At 62.8% G+C, this 16,324-nt stretch carries 16 protein-coding genes and 1 pseudogene; 14 read left to right on the top strand and 3 right to left on the bottom strand.

The genetic code is table 11. The annotated features are described in order from the left end of the window. The first annotated feature begins 88 nt into the window (after nucleotides 1–88). A complete protein-coding gene (locus LJY25_RS01735) occupies nucleotides 89–1,723 on the top strand; it encodes a M28 family peptidase (RefSeq protein WP_227606498.1) in 1,635 nt (544 codons plus the stop codon). Here LJY25_RS01735 and LJY25_RS01730 read toward each other — a convergent pair whose 3' ends face one another. After that, on the bottom strand, nucleotides 1,724–2,641 hold the full coding sequence (locus tag LJY25_RS01730) for a hypothetical protein (protein WP_227606497.1): 918 nt from the start codon (nucleotides 2,639–2,641) through the stop codon (nucleotides 1,724–1,726). A 211-nt stretch (nucleotides 2,642–2,852) separates the two neighbouring features. On the opposite strand from LJY25_RS01730, the pseudogene LJY25_RS21500 reads away from it, so the two are divergent. Continuing rightward, a pseudogene (locus LJY25_RS21500) lies at nucleotides 2,853–3,314 on the top strand (ATP-binding cassette domain-containing protein); the annotation flags it as partial. 141 nt (nucleotides 3,315–3,455) lie between these two features. Next, nucleotides 3,456–3,836 (top strand): TOBE domain-containing protein, encoded by a 381-nt coding sequence (locus LJY25_RS21495; RefSeq protein WP_449555737.1) that lies wholly within the window; start codon nucleotides 3,456–3,458, stop codon nucleotides 3,834–3,836. Between the two features lie 42 nt (nucleotides 3,837–3,878). Here the strand turns inward: LJY25_RS21495 and LJY25_RS01720 are convergent, their stop codons facing one another. Next, entirely contained in the window at nucleotides 3,879–5,321 is a 1,443-nt protein-coding gene (locus LJY25_RS01720) for a DNA/RNA non-specific endonuclease (protein ID WP_227606495.1), read from the bottom strand. Nucleotides 5,322–5,633: 312 nt separating this feature from the next. Between LJY25_RS01720 and LJY25_RS01715 the strand changes: the two genes are divergently transcribed. The 3 genes from LJY25_RS01715 to LJY25_RS01705 all read left to right on the top strand — a co-directional run bounded on the left by LJY25_RS01715 (nucleotide 5,634) and on the right by LJY25_RS01705 (nucleotide 8,849). Continuing rightward, complete coding sequence (locus LJY25_RS01715; RefSeq protein ID WP_227606494.1) at nucleotides 5,634–7,418, top strand: DUF885 domain-containing protein; 1,785 nt, start codon at nucleotides 5,634–5,636, stop codon at nucleotides 7,416–7,418. A 215-nt stretch (nucleotides 7,419–7,633) separates the two neighbouring features. Continuing rightward, nucleotides 7,634–7,987: a thioredoxin family protein gene (locus LJY25_RS01710; RefSeq protein ID WP_227606493.1), complete on the top strand. Its 354-nt coding sequence runs from the start codon at nucleotides 7,634–7,636 to the stop codon at nucleotides 7,985–7,987. A 97-nt stretch (nucleotides 7,988–8,084) separates the two neighbouring features. Further along, complete coding sequence (locus LJY25_RS01705) at nucleotides 8,085–8,849, top strand: YdcF family protein (RefSeq protein WP_227606492.1); 765 nt, start codon at nucleotides 8,085–8,087, stop codon at nucleotides 8,847–8,849. 96 nt (nucleotides 8,850–8,945) lie between these two features. On the opposite strand, the gene LJY25_RS01700 is transcribed toward LJY25_RS01705, so the two are convergent. After that, nucleotides 8,946–10,343 carry an NAD-dependent succinate-semialdehyde dehydrogenase gene (locus LJY25_RS01700; protein WP_227606491.1) on the bottom strand — a complete coding sequence of 466 codons (1,398 nt, stop codon included), beginning with the start codon at nucleotides 10,341–10,343 and terminating at the stop codon, nucleotides 8,946–8,948. Between the two features lie 226 nt (nucleotides 10,344–10,569). Here LJY25_RS01700 and LJY25_RS01695 point away from each other — a divergent pair, with 226 nt between their 5' ends. From LJY25_RS01695 to LJY25_RS01660, 8 genes are all read left to right on the top strand, one after another. Continuing rightward, entirely contained in the window at nucleotides 10,570–11,127 is a 558-nt protein-coding gene (locus LJY25_RS01695; RefSeq protein WP_227606490.1) for an RNA polymerase sigma factor, read from the top strand. A gap of 3 nt (nucleotides 11,128–11,130) precedes the next feature. After that, on the top strand, nucleotides 11,131–11,970 hold the full coding sequence (locus LJY25_RS01690; RefSeq protein ID WP_227606489.1) for an anti-sigma factor: 840 nt from the start codon (nucleotides 11,131–11,133) through the stop codon (nucleotides 11,968–11,970). A gap of 54 nt (nucleotides 11,971–12,024) precedes the next feature. Continuing rightward, nucleotides 12,025–12,582 (top strand): heme NO-binding domain-containing protein, encoded by a 558-nt coding sequence (locus LJY25_RS01685; RefSeq protein WP_227606488.1) that lies wholly within the window; start codon nucleotides 12,025–12,027, stop codon nucleotides 12,580–12,582. An 86-nt stretch (nucleotides 12,583–12,668) separates the two neighbouring features. Beyond that, the gene (locus LJY25_RS01680; RefSeq protein ID WP_227606487.1) at nucleotides 12,669–13,007 is read left to right on the top strand and encodes an arsenosugar biosynthesis-associated peroxidase-like protein; all 339 of its coding nucleotides are present in this window, start codon (nucleotides 12,669–12,671) and stop codon (nucleotides 13,005–13,007) included. Nucleotides 13,008–13,149: 142 nt separating this feature from the next. Further along, a complete protein-coding gene (gene arsS, locus LJY25_RS01675) occupies nucleotides 13,150–14,199 on the top strand; it encodes an arsenosugar biosynthesis radical SAM (seleno)protein ArsS (protein WP_227606486.1) in 1,050 nt (349 codons plus the stop codon). A gap of 11 nt (nucleotides 14,200–14,210) precedes the next feature. Continuing rightward, nucleotides 14,211–14,759 carry a rhodanese-like domain-containing protein gene (locus LJY25_RS01670; RefSeq protein WP_227606485.1) on the top strand — a complete coding sequence of 183 codons (549 nt, stop codon included), beginning with the start codon at nucleotides 14,211–14,213 and terminating at the stop codon, nucleotides 14,757–14,759. Continuing rightward, entirely contained in the window at nucleotides 14,759–15,400 is a 642-nt protein-coding gene (locus tag LJY25_RS01665) for a TIGR04282 family arsenosugar biosynthesis glycosyltransferase (protein ID WP_227606890.1), read from the top strand. The genes LJY25_RS01670 and LJY25_RS01665 overlap by 1 nt, the downstream gene beginning before the upstream one ends. A 28-nt stretch (nucleotides 15,401–15,428) precedes the next feature. Further along, complete coding sequence (locus tag LJY25_RS01660; protein WP_227606484.1) at nucleotides 15,429–16,316, top strand: hypothetical protein; 888 nt, start codon at nucleotides 15,429–15,431, stop codon at nucleotides 16,314–16,316. The last annotated feature ends 8 nt before the right edge of the window (nucleotides 16,317–16,324 follow it).

Here is a 16,324-nt window from a genome sequence, read left to right as displayed (position 1 = left end):
GCCTGCCGGGCAACGCAAAAACGAGAGCAGGAAGGTCGTTCAATGCTATGCGAAGCCGGTGCTTCGATTCGCCTACAACACAATTAGAATGCAACAACTTTTGAAATACCTGGTTTTCGGGCTGGGCCTGGCTTGCTGCGCCCGGGTGCAGCCGGCGCACGCTCAGGTGCCAGCATCGATTACCAAAGCACTGGATAAAGTAAAGCCCGCCGACTTCAAAGCCCACGTCAGCTACCTAGCCGACGACAAGCTGCGGGGACGGCAGCCCGGCACGCCCGGCTACCAGATGGCCGTCGACTACGTGATAAAGCAGCTGAAGGCGGCAGGAGTGGAGCCGGTGGGCGAAAACGGGTCCTTCGTACAGAAAGTCCGCCTGCGCCGGGCGTTTGCCGAGCCCGGCGGCTCGCTCAGCTTGCAGGGGGCTCCGCTGAAACGCGGCGAGGACTTTACGTTTTACCCCAACCCCGAGCAGCCCGCCACGTCGGTGACGGCCCCGCTGGCGTTTGTCGGCTTCGGCATCAGCGCCCCCGAGCTGGGCTACGACGACTACGCCGGCCTGAATGTGCAGGGCAGGGTTGTAGTAGTTATGCGCGGGGAGCCCCGGGGGCTATCGGGCAATGACGAAAAGCTGTACGCTACCGACCTGCTCACCGTGCTGCAGACGGCCGTTCGGCACGGGGCCGTGGGCGTGCTGCTGGCCCCCCTTAAGTCATCACCGCTGCCCAACCTGTCGAAGGGGCAGGTCAGCGTCGTCGGGGCCGATGGGCACGTGGTGGTTTCCCGCTCATTTGCCTCCACCCAGCTGCAGGCCGTCGGGGTGGGCAGCCACGGACTTTTGCAGAAACTGTTTGCCGGCGCCTCGGCAGACACGGCCCGGGCGCTGTCGGCGCTACGGTCCGGGAAAACTTCGTCCCAGCTCCTGGCGACTACTGTTACGGCCGTCACACGCAGCCGGTACCAGGACGTGGAAAGCTTTAACGTGGTAGGCCAAATCAGGGGCTCCGACCCGGTGCTGCGCAACGAATACGTGGTGCACAGCGCCCACCTCGACCACCTCGGCATCGGGCCCGCTGTGCAGGGCGACTCCCTCTACAACGGCGCCCATGACAATGCTACGGGCGTAGCCAGCGTGCTGGAAATAGCCAAGGTGTACCAGCGGCTGCCGCAGAAGCCCAGACGCTCGGTGCTGCTGGTGCTGATGACCGGGGAAGAAATGGGCCTCGTGGGCTCGGGCTACTTTGCCCGGTTTCCTACCGTGCCCAAAGCCAGCCTCGTGGCCAACGTCAACACCGACATGCCCACCATCATTGCGCCCTTGCTCTCGGTGGTGGCGCTGGGAGCCGAGAACTCGACGCTGGACGCGGAAGTAGCCCGGGCCGCCGCGCAGCTGGGGCTCACGGTAGAGCCGGACCCCGAGCCCGGGCAGTCCCGTTTTATCCGCTCCGACCAATACAGCTTCGTGACCCAGGGCATTCCGGCCGTTCACCTTAAGTATGGCAACCGCACCGCCGACGGCAAAAACAACCTCAGTGCGCAGGTGCAGCAGTGGCGGGCCAAATACTACCACAAGCCCCAGGACGACCTCAACGGCCAGTTCGACTTTGAGGCCGGCCGTCGGTACGTGCAGCTCAACTTTTTGCTGGGCTACCAGATAGCCCAGAATCAGACGCGGCCTGCGTGGAAGCCGGGCAACTTCTTTGGCAAACGGTTTGGCAGGCAGTAGCTATAGCCGACGGAACGACTGGGCCAGGGTCTTGAAGAGATTCAGGTCGGATTCGGAGCGATTCTCCGTGGTGCCAACCAGCCAGTAATAGCCCCCGGTCTCCGGGTATAGGATGGTTTGATAAACTACCTGTTTCTGCTTTTGGGAGCCCAGGCCATCGGCGACAATCTCGTAGCCTTCCAGCCCGTCGATGGTAATGGGCGTTATTGTGCGCACCTGGTTGGTCTGGCCGTGCGGCAGCTTTCGCAGACGTTCCAGGCTATAGGCTTTTTCGTCAGCAATCTGCTCGTAGTTCAGTGAGCTGCCCACGATAAACACGGCCCGGTCGGCCGCCAGCGAGGGAAGCTTGCCATCGGTCGTATAGATAAGGCCGCCGGCCAGATTCTTCGCGAACTTAAACTTGGTGCCGGCTACGTCAACCGTTAACCGCGCCACCGGCTTGTCGTTGCTCTGCTGGGGCGCATAGCGGCAGGTCAGCAGGGAGGCCTGCAACGGGGCTTCCAACTCTGAATGAGCTTCCGGATACGTCGCGGTTGCCATTAGCGTGCGGGCCTCGTCGCCGAATACCAGTATAGATTTCCGGTACATGATGCCATTGGCATGCTGCTTTATCTTATACAGCATTCCTTTGACGCCGGGCGTGTTAACCGGCTCCTTGTGCAGGAGCTTCATTCCGCGCGCAGCCAGAGCCGACTCCGTCAGGTTTTTAATCATGACGGGCGCCGACCCCGGCAGCTCATTTACCATGATGGATGCACCCGTTGCGAGCTGCTCGAAGCCGCTAAAATTGGTAGTCAGCTCAAAGTCAGTTGGGGGTACCATGCTGATTTTTGTGCCGGGAACAGCTACGCGGGCAGGCGACTGGCTTACCGCCGGGCTAACGATGGCGAGAAAAAGGAACAGTAACAGAAGGCGCATAGCTGGCAAAAGAAATCAGTAGGGAGGGTCAGTGGTAAAGGTACCAGAAAACGGTTCTTCCGGTCTCGGGCAGCCGACGGCCGGGCGGGCATTCTACGCGGGCGTGGGATGCCCGAGGCCGGCAATAACGCCGACGGGTGCGTAGCTTTACAGCGCCGACTGCCAACCATGCTGCGTTGCCGCCTACTGTATTTGCTTCCCTAAAACCCTGATGAGTTTTCTTGCCGTTTCCGGAATCAGCTTTGAGGAGCGGGGAACTCCCATCCTGCGGGATATCAGCTTCCGCCAGGCGCGGTTTCAGAAGATTGCGCTGGCCGCCGAAACCGGGGCCGGCAAAAGCACTTTGCTGCAGATTATTGCCGGGCTGGTGCAGCCCACGGCCGGGGAGGTGCGCTTTGAAGCTCGCCGGCTGAAAGGCCCCCACGACCAGCTGGTGCCGGGCAACCCCGGCATTGCGTATCTGTCGCAGCAGTTTGAGCTGCCCAGGTTTCTGCGGGTAGAGCAGGTGCTGCGCTACGCCAACAAGCAGTCGGCGGCCGAGGCCCAGACGCTCTACGAGGTCTGTCGCATCAGCCACCTGGCCCAGCGCACCACTAAGGAGCTTTCGGGCGGGGAAAAGCAGCGGATTGCTCTGGCCCGGCTGCTGCTCGGCGCCCCGCGGCTGCTGCTGCTCGACGAGCCGTTCTCCAACCTGGATCTGGCCCACAAGACGATTCTCAAAGCCGTCATTCAGGAGCTGGGCGACCGGCTGGGCATCACCTGCCTGCTTATCTCCCATGACCCGTCCGACACGCTGGCGTGGGCCGATGAAATTATGGTTATGCAGGGTGGGCAGCTGATTCAGCAGGGGCCGCCTGAGCAGGTGTACCGGCAGCCGGTCAATGCCTACGCCGCTGGGCTTTTCGGTAGCTACAACGAGGCCACCGGTCCGCTGGCTAATGCACTCCTAAAGCAGGCGGGGCTGCCGTCAAGCCGGAAAACGCTGCTTGTGCGCCCGGAAAGCTTACGGCTGTTTTCTGCCGCCGAAGATGGACTGCCAGGAACAGTACGGCAGGTTCGATTCCTGGGCAGCTATTCGGAAGTTGATGTAGAGCTCGTGAAAGGGCTGGTCACACTCAAAACCGCAGCACACAATGTCCAAATTGGCGACAAGGTGCATGTGGCCCTCGATGCCGAGGGAGTCTGGCTCGTTTGATTCCTGCCGGCTCATTGCGAAACCTTAGCAGTTGTTCGTGCTTTACCGGCCCGGAGCCGTGGTCACCGGCGCTTCGAGGCGGGCCTGCACTTCTACCGGCAGCTTGCTGAGCAGGTCAAGGCCGGTGGCTGCCTCGATTTTATCGACCGAGGTCAGGTAGCCGCGCCAGTCGGGGCTTAAGCTGTTGTCGTTGGGCGTGTCCACGGCCAGCACCTTCGCCTGCCCGGCGCCGATGCGGCGCAGGTCGTCGTCGCCCTCGGGCAGAATCACCAGCACTTTCCAGATGCGGGCGGGCACGGTTACCCGGCCGTTGTCGAGGGTGGCGGCGAAGCCCTTGGAGCCGGTGCCGCCCTTGCCGTAACAGCCCATGACGACGTACACTTCCTGCCCTTTCTTTACCAGGGAGCGGGTGTACTCCTCCAGGTCGCCCCAGGTTTGCTGGTTGTTGTGCGGGGCCTGCGGAATCATGTTGGTCATCAGGAACGTGGCCGAGTTGGCGTCCAGGTCCGTGGTGCGGTCGGCCGACGGGCAGTTGTGCCCTTTGTCGAAGCCGGCTCCGGAGTAGGAGCGGGGCGACACGGCATACCAGCCCCGGGGCAAAGCCGGATCGGCGCGGAAATCGTCCTGCCGGGGCGCCTCGCCCATCGAAGCCAGCGTCAGGTGCCAGCTCACCCAGTTCGGAATGCCCCGGTCGCGGTGGTAGCTGAGCGTGTACTGGGGCTTTACCATCAGGTAGTTGCTGACGTTAGCGGTGCTGCCGGTGGCCCCGCTGGGGTTGCCCAGCGCCATATTGTCGTCGTGGTTGACCACCACCGCCTCGGCCCGGGCCGTAGCCGCGGCGCTGGGCGCTACGGGAGACGTAGCGGAAGAAGCCGCGGGCTGCGAAGCCGGGCCGGTGCCCGCGTCGAGCACAATGTCATCGATGTTGAGGCGGGCACTGCCGCCGTCGGTTTTGCGGATTTCCAGGCGCAGCCGGCCGCCGGTGCCCCCGGTGAAGGTGGAAGCGGTCAGGGCCGGGCCGCTGGTGCGGACCGGCGCGCCGATGCGGCGGAACGTGCGGCCTCCGTCCACGCTGCCCCATAGCTCCCAGGTGCTGGCCGGGTCCTGGCCGTAGGCAGCGGCGCTGATGCGGATGGTGCGCACACCCGCCGGCGCGTCGAAGTTCATGCGCAGGCGGCCTTGGCCGCGGAGTCGGGCGGCGTGGCCTCCGTTCTTGTGGTCCTGCTCGGCCGTGCCGATCAAAGCATCGGTGAAGTGCCAGGAGCCGGAGCTCAGCGTTTCATTGGCTTCGGAGTAGGCGCCCTTGCTGCCGGCTTCAAAGGTTTCGGTGATGCCGCCGGCCGGAGTTGCTGCGGAGTTAACCGGAATGGCCGGTCCACCATCCTGCGGGGCCTGGGCCGCAGTGGTTTCGGACTGCTGCTGGGAGCAGGCAGCCTGGGTGAAAAGCAGCAGGGCAGAGAAAAGCAGGGAACCGGGCAGACGCATACGCAAGGCAGATTAACAGGGGCAAAGTAACGGATGATTAGCTGCCGCTGAATGCTTCAAGCCGCAAGCATTATCAATGTTGTCCTTGATAGGACATCCGGCGAAACCGAAGGGCTTCAGGACCGAGGAACGAGAGGCGGCAGAGCGATACTTGTAACAACGACTCGTTCACTTCGGATGGGTCCTTCGCAGAGCGGACGACACATAAAGGATGAGCTTGTAATAGCGGCACAAAAAAGCTTGCGGCTTGCAGCCTGCAGCTTGCAGCTAATCATCCGCTACCTTGGCGGTGCATTCCCTTTTTTCTCCTCTATGACCAAAACCTCTACTCCCCGTCGTCTGCTGGGCCTGCTGGCTGTGGGCGGCGCGCTGTGGCTGGGCTCCTGCGAGCCGGGCCCCCAGACGGCCACTGAATCAAACGAAACGCCGGATACCGAATTCGACAAGTTCAAAGTCGGATTTATCGACTCCCTGTGGTACTTCAACCCGGAGTGGGCCAGCAGCCAGGGCTACCACCGCTACGACTCGGTGCTGGTAGTGCCCAGCGCGGCCCGCCGCAAGGTGGAGGCCCAGGCCCGGGAGCGGGCCCGTAAGCGTCTGCTCGCCAACGACGTGAGCAAGCTGTCGGTCAACAACCAGACCGACTACCGGCTGATCGAGAACTACCTGAACGCCTCCCGCTGGTACGCCGACACCCTGCGCGACTATCAGTGGAACCCGGCCAACTACAACCTGGGCGCCTCGGTGGCTGAAATCCTGAACGGGCGCTACGCCCCGCTGGAGCGCCGCCTGCAGGCTATTTCGTGGAAGATTTCCCGCTCGCCCGACTTTTACGAGGCCGCCAAAACCAACATCAGCAACCCCACCCGGGAACACACCGACCTGGCCATCCGCCAGAACAAGGGCGGCCTGGCCGTGTTCGGCCCGGCCCTGCTCGACTCCATCAACCGCTCAAAGCTCTCGGCCAAGGACAAGGAGGCGCTGCTGACCCGGATCGGCACGACGAAGGAGGTAATCGGCAATTACATCAGCTTCCTGGAGCAGGACGTGATGAAGGCCGGCAAGTTCCGCAGCTTCCGCCTGGGCAAGGAGCTGTTCGACCGCAAGTTCTACTACGACATCCAGTCGACCTACACCGCCGACCAGGTGTACCAGAAAGCCCAGCAGCACCGCCGGGAGCTGCTCCACGACATGGGCCGCCGGGCCGTCCGGCTCTGGCCCAAGTACTTTGCCGGCCAGCCAATGCCCGCCGACACGGTGGCCCTGATCAAAAAAGTCATCAGCCGTCTGTCGGAGAAGCACGCCACCCAGAAGGGCTTCGTGGACGCCGTCAAGCAGCAGATTCCGACCCTGGTTAAGTTTGTCAACGACAAGAAGCTCCTGACCCAGGACCCCAGCAAGCCCCTGGTCGTGCGCGAAACGCCGCTGTACATGCGCGGCAGCGGGGCGGGCGCGTCGGTGTCGGCCCCCGGGCCGTACGACAAGGCCGCCGATACCTACTACAACGTGGAGCCGCTCGACGAGCTGAGCGCGGCCCAGGCCGAAAGCTACCTGCGCGAGTACAACGAGTACACCCTGCAGATTCTGAACATCCACGAAGCCATTCCCGGCCACTACACCCAGCTGGTGTATGCCAACCAGTCGCCTTCCCTGATCAAGTCCATCTTTGGCAACGGCGCCATGGTGGAGGGCTGGGCCGTGTACACCGAGCGGATGATGCTGGAAAGCGGCTACGGCGGGGGCACCGACGAGTTCTGGCTGATGTGGGACAAGTGGAACATGCGCGTGACGCTCAACGCCATCCTCGACCACGACGTGCACGTGCGCAACGCCTCCCAGGCCCAGGTGCTGCAGCTGTTGCAGCGCGACGGGTTTCAGGAGGAAAATGAGGCCACCAACAAATGGCTGCGGGCCACGCTGAGCCAGGTGCAGCTGAGCAGCTACTTCACGGGCTACACCGAAATCTACGACCTGCGCGAGGAGCTGAAAAAGCAGCAGGGCACGTCGTTTGACCTGAAAGCCTTTAATGAGCAGTTTCTGAGCTTCGGCTCCGCCCCGGTGAAGTATATCCGGGCCATGATGCTGAAAAAAGCGTAAAACGGCTTTGCCACCACGCTTCAGAAAGCCGCGCCGGGTGGGAAACCTCCGGGGCGGCTTTTTTGTATGCGGATGCACCAGGGGCTGAACGCCGGGCAAAGCGCCACCAGTCCGGAATTCCGAAAAAAACCGCTCCCCATGACCGCACATAGCTCCGGTCTGAGTTCTTGGCTCTGAAATCTAAGCTCACGCAGTAAGCTCTACTAAACACCCGCATGAAGGAATCTGAACGGCAGCACGTCATCGACACCAACGACGAAGGACTACGCACCTACACGCACGAGCACCTGAAGGTGTTTGCCAAATTCACGTCTGAGAACTGCGAAATCTGTAAGCGGCTGACCCCGCCCTTCGCCAAGTTTGCCGATGACGAGCCCTACCGCACGATCATGTTTCTGCGCCTGAACTCCGACGAAAACCCCGTTGCCCGCAAGCTGATGCAGGAAAAGGCCGCGCCGTTTTTCGTGTCCTACTGCCAGGGCCACCTGCTCGAGTGCGACTCGCTTACTTCTGAAGAGCAGGTACACGGTATGCTGGAGCGCCTGCGCGAGTACGTGCCCCAGTCCTGAGCGGCGTTGCCGGTAGAACAGGGGCGGCCCTAACGGACGTCGTGCAGATTTAGGGGGAGCCGGGTAAACCTCCACGTTTTACCGCTAGCTTCGCGCCGTGTTTTTCTATGCTTCCAAATTCCTGGCTTACGCGCTGGAGCCGGTCATGTGGCTGCTGGCGCTGCTCGTTGCCGCGCTGCTGAGCCGGCGCCATCCCCGCCGGCAGCGTGGCTTTACCAGTGCCGCCCTCGTGCTGCTGCTGATTGGTACCAACGGCGGGCTCGTGAATGAGGCCTTCCTGGCCTGGGAGCTACCTCCGGTCCGGCTGAAGGACGTGCCGCCGCACGACGCCGGGGTTCTGCTGTCTGGCATTACCCGGCCCGAGAAGTCGCCCCACGACCGGGTGTACCTGGGTGAGGGCGCCGACCGGATGATGCACACCCTGTGGTTGTACCGGGCCGGGCGCATCCGCTATGTGATTGTAAGTGGGGGCTCGGGCTCCGTGCGCAAAGTAGCGCACACCGAGGCCCGCGACCTGGCCACCCTGCTCCGGCTCAGCGGCGTACCCTGGGAGGCCATCTTGGTGGAAGAGCAAAGCCGCAACACCCGCGAAAATGCCCTGAACACCCAGCTGCTCCTTCGCCAGCATCCCGAAATCAAAAGCCTAGTGCTGATTACCTCCGCGTTTCACCAGCGCCGGGCCCTGGGCTGCTTTCGCAAAGTGGGTCTTTCGCCCACGCCCTTTCCCGCCGACTATCGCTCCAACGACCCCCGCCGGACGGTCAGCTACTGGGTACCCGAAGCCGCTGCCCTGGGCCGCTGGAGCCACCTGCTGCACGAAATCACCGGCTACCTGACGTATAAGCTGCTGGGGTACTGCTAAAGAGGTAGTGGTGCAATCGGTCCATTGGAAAAAGCAACAGCCCCGGTGCCGACCTGCACCGGGGCTGTTGCTTTTTCCAATGGATGGAGTAGCGGGTTACTCGACTTTCTTTTTCGCGACCGGGGCTTCACCGGCAATCCAGACGCTTTTCTGGTTGACAAATTCGCGGATGCCAAGGTGGGACAGCTCCCGCCCGTAGCCTGACTTCTTCACGCCCCCGAACGGCATTTCCGGCGACGACTTGACCATGGCATTCACAAACACCGCCCCGGCCTCGACGCGGCGGGCCAGCTCCTCGCCCCGCCGGACATCCCTGGTCCAGATCGAGGCACCCAGGCCAAAGCGGGAGTCATTAGCGAGGCGGATAGCGTCGTCGGCATCCCGGGCCTCCAGTATCAGGGCGACGGGGCCGAACAGCTCTTCTTCGTAAGCGCGCTGCCCCCGCTTTACGTTCGACAGAATCATCGGCCGGAACAGGGCGGTGCCGGGCGTCAGCTGTCCGCCGTGCAGCTCGACCCGGGCTCCGGCCGCTACCGAATCGTCCACCTGCTGGGTGAGCTCATCGGCCAGGTCGGGGCGGGCCAGGGGGCCGAACTGGGTGGCTTCGTCGAGCGGGTCGCCGGTGCGCAGCTCCAGCAGGTGCGCTTTCAGCTGCCGGATAAACTCCCGCAGCACGGGCTTCTCCACGATAAACCGCTTGGCGGCAATGCAGCTCTGCCCGGAGTTGACCATCCGGGCCTGGGCGGCGGTTTTGGCGGCCAGGGGCAGGTCGGCGTCGGCCAGCACCACGAAGGCGTCGGACCCGCCCAGCTCCAGTACCGTCTTTTTGATGTGGGCCCCGGCCGTAGCGGCTACTTTTGAGCCGGCTTCCTCGCTGCCGGTCAGCGTCACGGCCAGCACCCGGTCGTCCTGCACCAGCTTCTCCACCAGGTCGGAGCCGATGAGCAGGGTGCGGAAGGTGGCGGGCGGGAAGCCCGCGTCGTGAAAGATCTTTTCCAGGGCCAGGGCACACTGCGGCACGTTGGAGGCATGCTTGAGCAAACCCACATTGCCGGCCATCAGCGCCGGGGCCGCAAACCGTACCACCTGCCAGAACGGGAAGTTCCAGGGCATCACGGCCAGCACCACGCCCAGGGGCTCGTGGGAGATAAAGGAGCGCCGGGCTTCCGTTTTAATAACCTCGTCCCGGAGAAATTCCTCGGCGTGGTCGGCGTAGTAGTCGCAGGTCAGGGCGCACTTCTGCACTTCGGCCCGGCCGTCGGTAACCGGCTTGCCCATCTCCAGGGCCATCAGCCGGGCCAGCTCGTCCTGCCGCTCGCGCAGCAGACCGGCGGCGCGGTGCATCAGCCGGGCGCGCCCGGCAAAGGCCGTTGCCGGCCAGGTCGTGGCTGCCTTTGCCGCCTGCGCCAGGATCCGCTCGGTTTTCGTCCAGGAGAACGGGGCGAAGCGCCGCAGCACCTTGCCCGAATAGGGATTGTATGATTCAATTGCCATTAGCCGAAGAAAAGAGAAGTCTGCGGGGAATACGGGTGCCAACGGGGAAAGATAAGCCCGGCCGCCCGGAGCGCGAGCCGGACCTGGGGCGGGAGCAGGAGATGGGTAAGCTAAACCTTGCGACAAGTTGGGTGTTTGAACCCCGGCCTGTCAGAAGCTGGCTATTTCGTGTAATTTCGCCCATCCCATCTGACCATTCCGTGGTCAGTCACTTTATTTGTGACCCGTGTCGGTAACTACTTCCGAATCCTCTGCGCCCGAACTCGAGGAACAGCTTGTGCAACGGCTGCGCGCCCGCGACGAGTCGGCCATGACGCTGTTTTACGACAAATACTCGACCGCGCTGTACGGCGTAATCCTGCGCATCGTCAAGAAAGAAGAAATTGCTGAGGATGTCCTGCAGGAAAGCCTGGTCAAGATCTGGCACTCGTTTGCCTCTTATGATGCCACCAAAGGCCGTTTATTTACCTGGGTCCTGAACATATCCCGGAATCTTGCAATCGATAAAATCCGGTCTCGACAGTACCGCGTAAGTAGTCATACCCAAACGCTGGAAGACAGCTCGGCCATGCGCCAGGCCGCTTCCTCCTCCTTCCGCCCCGAGCATATCGGGCTCGAGGAAATTACCCGCAAACTCAACCCTGAGCAAAAGCAGATTATCGACCTGCTGTATTTCGGAGGCTTCACCCAGAGTGAGGCAGCCGAAGAGCTTAATCTACCCCTTGGAACCGTGAAAACCCGGGCCCGCACCGCACTGAAAGTTTTAGCCAAATTGATTCGATAGATCGTGAACATTCAAGAATACATCGAATCCGGTATCCTGGAGCAGTATGCTCTGGGTGAGCTCACCGAAGCGCAGCGCGCCGAGGTGGAGCACCACGCGGCTCAATATCCCGAAATCCAGCAGGAGCTGGACACCATTCTCGAGGCCCTAGCCCTGTACGCATCAGCCCACACCCAAACGCCTCCTTCCGGCATGCGGGAGCGGGTGCTGGCCGGCTGGCAGCAGGCCATTCATCAGCAAAATGCCAACCCGGCCCCGGCCGAAGCGCCGGCCACCCCGGTGGTGCGCCAGCTGGTGCCCGAGCCGGCCCCGGCGCGCGTGAGCTGGCTGATGGCGGCCTCGGTTGCCTTGCTGCTGCTGAGCGCGGCCGGCAACTTCTACCTGTATTCCAAATGGCGGTCGACGGAAACCGACCTGCTGGCCATGCAAAGCGAGCAGGGACGTATGGCCTCGACCATGCAGGCCGTGGAAAAGCGCCTCGATACCCGCACCCAGGAGTTGGCCGTGCTGCGCAGTGAGCAGTTCCGGGAAGTAAACCTGGCCGGGATGCCCATTGCCCCGACTGCCAAGGCCCGGGTGCTCTACAACCCCGCTACCAAGGCCGTGTACGTGGACGTGCGCAACCTGCCGGCGGCGCCCGAGGGCAAGCAGTACCAGCTCTGGGCCCTCGATGGCGGCAAGCCCGTAGACGCCGGCATGCTGGCCCAGGCCACGGCGGTAGGCGACAGCCTGCAGCACATGAAGGATGTTGCCAGCGCCCAGGCGTTTGCCATGACCGTAGAGCCGATGGGCGGCAGCGAGAATCCGACAATGGAAACGCTGACCGTGATGGGCAAGATGTAGGCGGCCCGTGCGCGCTCCGGTGCGTACCTTTACGCCTCACGTTTCTTTCTCCCAGTGCACGGTTCGATATTCATTCTTCTCAAGCGGTTTGTTCAAACCCATTACGACTACAGTACCTGGATCAAGCTCATTGAGCTGTCGGGGCTGAGCAGCGCTGATTTTGACATCAATACGGTTTACCCCGACGAGCACATCTACCAGCTGGTGGGGCAGGCTGCAGAAATGACCGGTATTCCCGCGGAAGTCCTGCAGGAAAAGTTCGGCGAATTTCTGGTGCCTGACCTGATGCTGGTGTACAGCAAGTACGTGCAGCCGGAGTGGCGGACCCTGGAAATGATTGAGAACACCGAGCATACCATGCACGGGCAGGTGCGGCGCAACCACGCCGAGGCTTCGCCCCCGGTACTGCACGTGACGCGGGTTTCCGAGAATGAGCTACTGGTCGACTATATCTCGAAGCGGCGCATGGGCGCGCTGGCCGTCGGCATTACGCGCGGGCTGGCCAACTACTTTGATGAGGGCGACCGAATCAAAGTGACGCCTACTACGAGCGAAAACGGGGAGAAAGTCCAGATTCGCGTAGAGCGGCTGCCCCGGCAAGCCAAACAATAAACCACAGGGCCGGTTCTTGAGCCGTTCTTTCAGGCAAGCTTATTCCCCCGTTCGTGGGCCCCGGTGCCCGCTATTTCTTTTCCACAATGGACAACGCGACGTACTACAATCCGGCCGACCTGGCCAAGTTCGGCAACATCACCGCCTGGCAGCAGGAAATGGGCAGCAAGTTTTTCGCCTACTACGCTGAGGTATTCAAGGAAGGCGCGCTGAGTGAGCGGGAAAAGGCCCTGATTGCGCTGGCCGTGGCCCACGCCGTGCAGTGCCCGTACTGCATCGACGCCTACACCACCGACTCCCTGCAGAAAGGTGCCGACGAGGCACAGATGATGGAAGCCGTCCACGTGGCGGCGGCCATCAAGGGCGGCTCGGCCCTGGTTCACGGCGTGCAGATGATGAACAAAGCCAAGGAGCTGACGATGTGACCTTTTAATGGGCTAATGGGGTTGACTGTGCCGGGGAGCTGATTTTTCAATTCTACTCCTCAAAGTAGGACGGCAGAATCTGCGTCAGCACATTCCCCATCCGCACGTCAGCACCTTATCAACGCAGCAGCACCTCAGAAAAATGAAGTCTCTCCACGCCCAGCACCACGCCCTGGCCGATGCCGGCTACCAGCTGACGGTGCTTAGCCAGGCCGAGGCGGAGGGAGCCCGGCTGCCGTCGTTTGCCAGCCAGCTCAGGGAGTCGGGCCTGCTGCCCCTGCAGCCTACGGGCCTGAGCGTGATGCAGATCAACGTGGGCAAGATGTGCAACCAGACCTGCCGGCACTGCCACGTCGATGCCGGGCCGGACCGCACCGAGATTATGACCCGGGAAACGATGCAGCTCTGCCTCGATGCCCTGGCTGCCACCGATATCGAGGTGGTGGACCTGACCGGGGGCGCCCCGGAAATGAACCCTGATTTCCGCTGGCTGGTCGAGCAGATTTCGGCTTTGGGCCGGCAGACCATCGTGCGCTGCAACCTGACCATCATTGTAGCCAACCCCAAGTACCACGACCTGCCCGAGTTCTTTGCCCGGCACCGGGTGCGGGTGGTATCGTCCCTGCCGCACTTCTCGGCTACCCGCACCGATGCGCAGCGGGGCGAAGGCGTGTTTGCCCGCTCGATCCGGGCTTTGCGGATGCTGAACGAAGTCGGTTACGGCGTCGAAAACTCGGGCCTGACCCTGGATCTGGTCTACAACCCTTCGGGGGCGTTTCTGCCGGGTAGTCAGGCCGGGCTGGAGCGCGACTTCAAGCAGCGCCTGGCCCGGGAGCAGGGCGTGGCGTTCAACTCCCTGCTGGCCATTACCAACCTGCCCATCAGCCGGTTTCTGGATTACCTGCTTGAAACCGGCAACTACGCCGGCTACATGGACAAGCTGGTGGCCGCCTACAACCCCGCTGCGGCGGCCAACGTGATGTGCCGCACCACGCTGTCCATTGGCTGGGACGGCCTCCTCTACGACTGCGACTTCAACCAGATGCTGGAGCTGCCCGTGCATGCCACCGCTCCCCAGCATATCCGGGACTTTAACCTGGAGGCGCTGCTGGGCCGCAGCATTGTCATCAACCAGCACTGCTTCGGCTGCACGGCCGGGGCCGGGTCCAGCTGCGGAGGAGCCACCGTTTGAGTTTTTTCGGCTTGAATACGTCTTTGCTCAAGCGCACGGCCCTTTTGCTCAGTCTCCTTGGCTGGGGGTTGGCCCTGCCGGCCTGCAGCCAGGACAAGAGCGCGCATCCGGGCCGGGACCCGGCCTACGACCAGATGCTGCGGGTACTGTACCGCGAAACCGTGCCGCTGATGCAGCCCGCTGAGCTGGCCGCCCGGCTGCAGCGTGCCCCCCAGTCCGTTCTGCTGCTCGATGCCCGTACGCCGGCTGAGTACAAGGTTAGCCACCTGGCCGGGGCCCGGCTCGTGGACTTCGACCATTTCGAGCAGGCGGACTTCAGCGGCCTGCCCCGCGACCGGACCGTGGTGGTGTACTGCTCGGTGGGCTACCGGAGCGAGCGGGTGGGAGAGCGGCTGCAGACGCTCGGTTTTGCCACGGTCCGGAACCTCTACGGCGGTATTTTTCAGTGGGTCAACGAAGGACGGCCGGTGTTCAACGCCAAGGGCGCTACCACGAACATTCATCCCTACTCGGCCCTGTGGAGCTCCTGGCTGAGCCGCGGTAAGCCCGTGTACGAGTGATGGAGCAACTGCTGATATTTGCCCGCCACCCCGAGCCCGGGCGCGTCAAGACCCGGCTGGCAGCAGGTGTCGGGGATGAAAAGGCGCTGGAAGTGTACCGGCTCCTGCTGGACCGGACCCAGCTTGCCGTCACGAACTGTCGCGCCCAGGCTACCGTCTGGCTGGCCGCCCCGGCGCAGCTCCCGGCTGCTCCTGACACCCCGCTCTGGCCCGGCTTCGAGCATCGGCAGCAGGTCGCCGGTGACCTGGGGGAGAAGATGCGGGCCGCGTTTCAGGCCGCCTTCGACCAGAGTGCCACTGCTGTGGTGATTATCGGCACCGACTGCCCGCAGCTGACCGATGGTCATTTACGCGAGGCCTTCGGGGCATTGCTGACGCATGATGTGGTGCTGGGACCGGCTGCCGACGGGGGCTACTACCTGCTGGGCATGCGCCGGATGCAGCCCGCTTTCTTCGCCGGCAAGCGTTGGAGCACCGAATCCGTGCTGGCCGACACCCTGGCTGATGCGCAGCGGCTGCAGCTGAAAGTAAAGCTGCTGCCCGAGCTGCTCGACATCGATACGGCTGCCGATCTGGCGGCCTGGGAGCAGGCTGAAAAAGCTGCGCAACGGCAACGCCCCGGCACGGATGCCGTACGCTAGCCTCATTTCACTGTTCTGTTTTTCCGCTATGCGCCGTTGTCGAATCCTGGTTTTGCTGAGCGCGATGGGGTGGTTGGGCGCCTCCTGCTCGTCGGAGCCGGATCAAGCCGGGAGGACGGCTGCCAACGCCCCGGAAGCTGCATTGCCCCAGCTGGCCCGGCACTTCGACCAGCAGTGGGCCATGCAGAAGCTCTGGGAGGATGGCCTGGCAGAAGTGGCGGTTTATGATGCCGAGCGGGTGATTTACAACAAGCCCCGGCGCTTCGAGTACGTTCAGATTACCGTCAAAGAGGAATTCAACCAGCGCTTCAACGTCAAGACCGACGACTACCAGCGCACCGACCTGTTTCCGGTGATGAAAGTCAACCAGTTCTGCCGGATCGAAACCGACCAGTACCCGTACCACTTCCTGACCAGCCTGTTTTTCCGGCGCGACGAGCCCATCACCCTCTACAAGCTGACGACTTCCTCCCAGGAGTGGTGCGGCAACACGTTCAAGGCCATTACCGACGACGCCCTGCAGTACACGCAGTCGTACAACTCGTACTGGGACGGGCAGGGCAGCGGGGAGCGGGCCCTGCGCCGCAACGTGCTGTTTGAGGACGCGCTGCCCTACACGCTGCGTAGCCTGCGCTTCGACCAGCTGCCGCGCTTCGAGGTAGCCGTGTGCGAGCTGCAGCAAACCAGCAAAGCCCTGCCGCCGGCGTACTACGAGGCCAGCGTTGCCGTGACGGCAGCTGCCGCGGCCGAGGCTGCCGAGCCGGCCTGGCGCGTGGTCGTGCAGCTCGATCAGCAGAAGCGGAACGTGTACTGGTTTGCCCGCGCGTATCCGAACGTGCTGCTGCGCCAAACCACCTGGGACGGCCGGAGCCTCGTGCTCAAATCCCAGCGCCGCTACGCTTACTGGACGCACTAAGTTGAAGC

Origin of the sequence: Hymenobacter translucens (assembly GCF_020685205.1) — a bacterium.
Lineage (GTDB): Bacteria > Bacteroidota > Bacteroidia > Cytophagales > Hymenobacteraceae > Hymenobacter > Hymenobacter translucens.
The sequence above is the reverse complement of the archived record's forward strand: the minus strand, read 5'-3'. Positions and strand labels throughout refer to the sequence as shown.